Here is a 6467-nt window from a genome sequence, read left to right on the forward strand (position 1 = left end):
TTCATAGGTGACGATCTGCTGCTGGGCGGTCTGGGAAATGACACCATTGGTTGGGCAGATGGCGACGGCAGCGATCGCATCAGCGGTGGTGAGGGCTACGATGTCGTGGATGTCATTGGCGCGCCCACAAAAGACGAAATCTTCACGCTGCAAAAAGACGGCGATAAAGCCATTTTCGATCGCACCAATTTAGGACCGTTCAAGCTCACCGTAGACACGGTTGAGAAGTTCAAGGTGACTGGTGACGCAGGCAACGACAGCTTCACAATTCAGGACCTCGCAGGCACGGGTGTTGAACGAATAGAATTTTCGGGTGGGGCGGGCGACGATCGCCTTGATGGGCGCGCAACGAACACCTCCTTTTTTGCATTTGGCGATGGCGGTAACGACTTTCTGATTGGTAGCAACGCCAGCGACACACTAGAAGGTGGCGATGGCAATGATACCGTCGTCGGCAGCCGAGGTGATGACACCATGATCGGCGGTTGGGGCGACGATATCTTGATCTGGAATAACGGCGATGGCAGCGACACGATCGACGGTGGCGAAGGCAGCGATCTTGTTGGAGTCAACGGAGCCGCCGCGGCAGGAGATGTCTTTACTCTGAAGCAAGAGGGCAACAAGGCACTCTTCGATCGGCTCAATCTAGTGCCGTTTACGCTGACGGTCGATAATGCCGAGGCGTTTGAGATCAATGGCGGCGGCGGCGACGACAGCCTAGAAGTGAGTGATTTGTCGGCAACCGATGTGCAGCGGATTCGGTTCACGGGCGGCGATGGCAACGATCGCCTCGATGGTCGTGGCACCAACACGCCAATCTCTGCCGACGGTGGTGCAGGCGATGATCTGCTGACTGGGGGCAGAGCTGCTGATTCTCTCACGGGCGGCGAGGGCAACGATACTGTGGTTGGGTTCCGAGGCGATGACACCATGATCGGCGGTTGGGGCGACGATCGCTTGATCTGGAATAACGGTGACGGCAGCGACACCATCAGCGGTGGTGCGGGCTACGATGTCGTAGAAGTCAACGGGGCAGGCGCAGGCGATGAATTCGTGCTCAAGGCGAGCGGCGACAAGGCAGTCTTCGATCGTACGAACTTAGTTCCGTTTACCCTCACAACCGACACCTCTGAAACAGTTGAGGTCAATGGGCTAGCGGGAGATGACCAGTTCACGGTCGGCGATCTGACGGGAACTGCGGTCACGCTGATTAAATTTACAGGCGGTGACGGCAATGACAAACTTAACGCTAGCGCGACCTCAACCCCGATCGTTGCCTACGGCGATGCAGGCGAGGACCAACTTACAGGCGGCAGCGGACATGACAGCCTCTATGGCGGCGATGGCGTTGACGCCCTAAACGGCGGCAACGGCAACGATGCCCTTTACGGGGGAGCGGGAGTTGACAGGCTCAGCGGTAACGCCAATGATGATGTGCTTTACGGAGAAGGCGGTGATGATACTCTGTTTGGCAACAGCGGTAATGACACGATCGAGGGCGGTGAGGGTAGCGACTGGCTGCAGGGCGGGACAGGCGACGATTTGCTCTACGGCGGTGAGGGTAACGACCGGCTGATCGGCGGCGTGGGTACTGACACTCTGACTGGCGGTGCCGGAGCCGATTTCTTTAGCTTCCTCACGCCGTTTGAGGGCAGTGACACGATCACTGACTTCTCCACTGCCGAAGATATCATCTTTGCCTCTGCGCTCGGGTTTGAGGGACTGGCGCTATTTGCGGCGATCACAGAAGCCCAGTTCACGCTCGGTGCAGCGGCGCAGTCTACTAGCGATCGCTTCATCTACAACCCATCCACAGGCTCGCTGTTCTTTGATGAAGATGGCATTGGTGCAGCGGCTCAATCTCAGATCGCACAGCTCGCAACCGGACTAAATCTAACCCATCGCAATATTGTCGCCATCTAAGAATTCCTTGAAGCCATCGGCAGCCAATGAGCCTTGCTGATTGCTCAGCTAACCATTCACTAGGGCGGGCAGTTGCCCGCCCTAAATCATTAATTAATCCGGAACACTGATTCTACAGTGGACTTGAGCGAGTCTCTCGCGTCGCGGAGCTTCTGAGCGATCGGCTCCTGCGTATGCAGAAACACTCGCGCACAGTTGCGTCCGGGCATTCCCGAAATCGAGCCACCCGGATGAGTTCCAGCGCCAGTCAGGAACAAGCCGTCGATCGGCGTTTTGTAATTTGCCAGTTCCGGCAGCGGACGGAAAAACACCATTTGATCCAGCGTCATGTCGATGTGGTAGTAGTTGCCCTTGAGCGTGCCCAACCGCTCGCCCAGTTCTGCGGGGCTTTCGACGCGCCGCCCGATCGTTGCCGTCTTGACGTTTGGTGCGTACTCAGCGAGTTTATCCACGACGCGATCGGCGACTTTGTTCTTCAGCTCGTCCGTCCATCCCGTGCCGTGCTGCCCGGTACCTTCCAGTCCTTCAATGTTGTACGGGGCAAAAAACTCGATCCACACGGTGTGCTTGCCGTCGGGAGCCATCGACGGATCACGCATCGTCGGCTGCACCAGATAAAACGACGGATCGGCGTCGGGAATTCTGCCGATCGCGGGCTCGCTGTGGGCAATTTCTACATGCTTAACGGAATCGGCAATCAGCACCGAACCAATCAGGTACTCGTCGCGGTGGTTCCAGCGATCGAACTTGAGCGGCTCATCCATTGCCAAGTCGATCTTAAGAATCGTCTCGTTGTTGTTGACGATGCGACGCTCCAATCGCTCTCGCAGGTTGGGGTCAGCGGCGTGCACATCAGCTGGGTCCAGCATGTACAGAAACAGCCGCTGCGCATCAATATTGGAAATCACTCCTTTGTTGGCGCGGTATTCGTTGCCGTCCCGGGTGCGGACGCCTACCGCACGTCCATCGTCAATCAGAATTTTTTCCACGGATTGGTCGGTGAGAATCTTGCCGCCCAAATGGGTGACCAAATTCACCAATGCCTGCACCAGCGCGCCTGTACCCCCTTTGGGACGCGCCATGCCAGGATTGTGCCGCATTGCCATCATGATTGCGCCAATGCCCAGCATCTTCTGCGACGGCGGTGCGCCCAGTTCCGCTGCCAATCGCGCGAGTGGGGCTTTGAGGAATTCCTCATCAAACCACTCATTCAGCAAATCCTCAGCGCTGGTCAGCATGGTGCGAATGAAGTCCAGCGTTTTATCGGCGGAGCCAATCACCGAGAACAAGTCACGAATTTTAGCGATGTCGTAGTTGCCTACAATATCAACGACCGACTTCGGAGGCGCATTAAACATCGGAATCATTGCCCCGATCGCCCGCTGCCAATATTCGGTAAATTCCCGATACTTCTTGGCGTCGCGCTCACTAAATTGCGCAATCTCTTTACAGGTGTCGTCGAGCGATCGTCGCCCCAGGAAATACCTGCCGTCGGGGTGCGGACAGAACGCAACCGGATCGCAGAATAAATATTCCAGCCCGTATTTCTCAAGTTCCAACTCTTCTACCACGGGTCCGAGGTGAATAAACTCGTGGTCGATCGCGCACAAGTTGAACTTAAACTCCGGCAGCTCTGGAATCACGGCTTCCGTTGTGGCGGCTCCGCCTGGAACCGATCGCTTTTCCAATAGCAGCACACTATATCCTGCTTTTAGCAGGTAAGCGGCACATACTAACCCATTGTGCCCTGCCCCAATTATCACAACATCGTAGGCTTGCATCCGTGAGGCTCCAGGATTCAATTTCTTCAATCTTGAAAATAAAGATTGCATGCATCAGTCGCCATCACTCAAAAGGCATGGATAGCAAAAATTGTATCGCCCTTGGCTTGAAATCTCTGATTTTGTGCGCTAACGATACGAACCTAAACTTCTAGGGCAGAGATAGCAGCGTGATTGGTTAGAGGATCGATCGTGTTTACCGATCGCTGTGTGGAGCCAAATGACTGCGTTTGAAGTGATATCCAGTATGAAAAGTATCTAGAAGGTGATAGCTGGAATCGGGCAAATTTCCACAACGATTGTGAATAGGTCGCTTAGCTTCATTCACGTTCTTTGACGCAATCAGCGTACAACTCATCGCAGAGCTGATTGATTTATGAGGTGCTTCTAATGGTGATGGGAATAAAAGAGCGGTTTGTCGCTCTTTTAACCGTTCTTAAAGCCGAATCCCGCTCTCTACGCCAGAAGTCAGAGCGGGCAAACATTTTCTCCTCAGCCATCCGAAAGATGAAGGACCGTGATCCATGTGACATTCTTACAGAAAGATACGCCGATGAAGAACGATTGGAGAGACAACCATGGTAATGACTTTAGATGATACGAAGCGCATGGCGATCGCCATGCAACTCTCAGAGATGAAAGCTCTGCAGCAGGTTCTAATTTCTAACGAGCAAAAGTTCATCTCCGCCGTGGGCGACAGCGAAATTAGCAAGCGCCTGCAAGACATGCTACAAGACGACCAGAAAAACATGGGCGTTTTGGAAACCGTGATGGTGCAGTATGGCGTCAAAGCTGAAGCTAAAGAAACCTTTAACGAGTACATGCAGCAAATTGAAAAGCTGATGTCCGGCGATAAGCTAACCATTTACGAAAAAGTGTTTCAGCATGAGTTGCTAAAGCATCAGCAAGTGATGCTTGGCTTAATCATTCACAAGGCAGCTCAGAAAGTGGGTGCAGATGTGGAAGCTGCTATCACACCGCTGAACACCGTTAACTTTGAAAACCGCGCTCACCAGGAGCAACTCAAAGGCGTTCTAGAAATCCTGGGCGTGCGTGAGCTAACCGGACAAGAAGCTGATCAAGGACTGTGGGCACGGGTGCAAGACGCTGTAGCCGCTATGACGGGTGTAGTTGGTAGCGCAGTCACTCAAGCCTCCGACAAGTCGGACATGAACCTGCAAGATATCCTCCGCATGGACCACCAGAAAGTGGTGGTGCTGTTTGGAGAAATTGAGCAGAGCCAAGATCCGAACAAGCGTCGTGAGTACTTTGGTCAGATGTACAAGGATCTGCGTGCTCACATCCTGGCTGAAGATAACGTAGCTTATCCTGCGGTTCGTGGTAAGTACGCAGAAAGCGATCTGCAAGAGCTGTACAGCGAGCAAGATTCTTGGCTGCCCAAGTTGGATCAAATGCGATCGATGGATCCCATGTCTGAGCACTTCATGAATGAGCTTCGCACGCTACGCGAAGAAATCATGGATCACGTTCGTCAGGAAGAAAGCACTTTCTTTGCGGCAATTCGTGACAACTTCAGCAGCGACCAAAGCGAGCAGCTGGCAACCCAGTTTAAGCAGTACAAGAGCAAAGTACAAGACGAAATGGCTGCTAACCCTAAATAGCTCCGAGTTCTAGGTTGAGGTTCTAAAGGAGGAGGGCGCGATCGCGCCCTCCTTTTCTATTTTTTGAATTCTTTTTCGAGTTGGTTAAGTCACAGCTAAGTTCATTCAATTTTTATCGTTCCGCTGTTCCTCACGAAGAGTCTCAACCAAGTCAAGGTTCACTCGTGTACAGTGTGATCAACACTGAACGCAGCAGGAGATCCTATGTACGTGCTGGTTGGTGGTGCAGGACTGATGGGTTTAGAACTAGCGCAGCGGTTGATTGAGCTGCGGCATACCGTGGCGATCATTGATATTGATCCAGTTGCCTGTCGTTATGCCCGTGAGCAATTAGGCGTCATGGCGTTTGAAGGCAGTGCTGTCAGCATCGAGAGCCTCCTAGATGCTGGAATTCGCAAAGCGGATGCGCTGGCAGCAGTGCTACGAGACGATGCCCTAAATTTGGCGATGGCAACGCTTGCGAGGCATTACGGCGTGCCGCACATCCTAGTCCGAATGCGCCACCGGGACTTTGCAGAACCCTATCGGCTTGCGGGTGCAACGCATGTCATTAGCTCGATCGATCTTGCCGTTTCCACGATGGCGAACGCGATCGAATATCCCCAAGTTGAATCGATGATGCACTTTGAGCAAGGGCAAATAGAAGTGCTGAAGCTGGCAATTCCCAAAGACTGTAAAGTCGTCGGACGCAGCGTCGCTGACATTGCTCAAGATTCCCGCTTCCCATCCGGCTCCCTGATTATCGGCTATCAACCGCACGCCCACATGGATCTGCTGATTCCCAACGGCAACACGATTTTGGAACCGGATTCCACCGTGCTAATCGTTACTAAGCCGGGAGTGATGCATGAAATTATTGACTTTATTCAGGGCTGTGCGGGTTAGCCGACAGCAGCACCACCGCATAGGCGGCAATGCCTTCTTCGCGCCCGGTGGCGTCCAATTTCTCGTTCGTTGTGGCTTTAATGCCGACTTGGCTGGGATGAAGGCGCAACACAGCCGCAAGCCGATCGCGCATGGTTTCAATGTGCGGCTTTAGCTTTGGACGCTCAGCAACAATCACCGAGTCAATATTGCCGATCGCCCAGCCTCGCTCACGCACGAGGCGATCGACCTGCTCCAGCAAGTCCAAGCTGTCTGC

At 53.6% G+C, this 6467-nt stretch carries 5 protein-coding genes; 3 read left to right on the forward strand and 2 right to left on the reverse strand.

The window, feature by feature from the left end; translation table 11 throughout:
- Positions 1-1923: calcium-binding protein (locus H6F43_RS02625; protein WP_190340449.1), on the forward strand; the 1923-nt coding region annotated here is incomplete at its 5' end.
- 89 nt (positions 1924-2012) lie between these two features.
- On the opposite strand, the gene crtO is transcribed toward H6F43_RS02625, so the two are convergent.
- The gene (gene crtO / locus H6F43_RS02630; RefSeq protein ID WP_190340450.1) at positions 2013-3704 is read right to left on the reverse strand and encodes a beta-carotene ketolase CrtO; all 1692 of its coding nucleotides are present in this window, start codon (positions 3702-3704) and stop codon (positions 2013-2015) included.
- Between the two features lie 578 nt (positions 3705-4282).
- On the opposite strand from crtO, the gene H6F43_RS02635 reads away from it, so the two are divergent.
- Positions 4283-5326, forward strand: coding sequence for a hemerythrin domain-containing protein (locus H6F43_RS02635; protein WP_190340451.1), 1044 nt, complete (start codon positions 4283-4285; stop codon positions 5324-5326).
- Positions 5327-5530: 204 nt separating this feature from the next.
- Positions 5531-6211: a TrkA family potassium uptake protein gene (locus H6F43_RS02640; RefSeq protein WP_190340452.1), complete on the forward strand. Its 681-nt coding sequence runs from the start codon at positions 5531-5533 to the stop codon at positions 6209-6211.
- Here H6F43_RS02640 and H6F43_RS02645 read toward each other — a convergent pair.
- On the reverse strand, positions 6189-6467 hold a 279-nt coding region (locus tag H6F43_RS02645), incomplete at its 5' end, for a 2-C-methyl-D-erythritol 2,4-cyclodiphosphate synthase (protein ID WP_190340453.1). The two genes, H6F43_RS02640 and H6F43_RS02645, sit on opposite strands and share 23 nt — an antisense overlap.

Origin of the sequence: Leptolyngbya sp. FACHB-36, from assembly GCF_014695955.1 — a bacterium.
GTDB lineage: Bacteria > Cyanobacteriota > Cyanobacteriia > Leptolyngbyales > Leptolyngbyaceae > FACHB-36.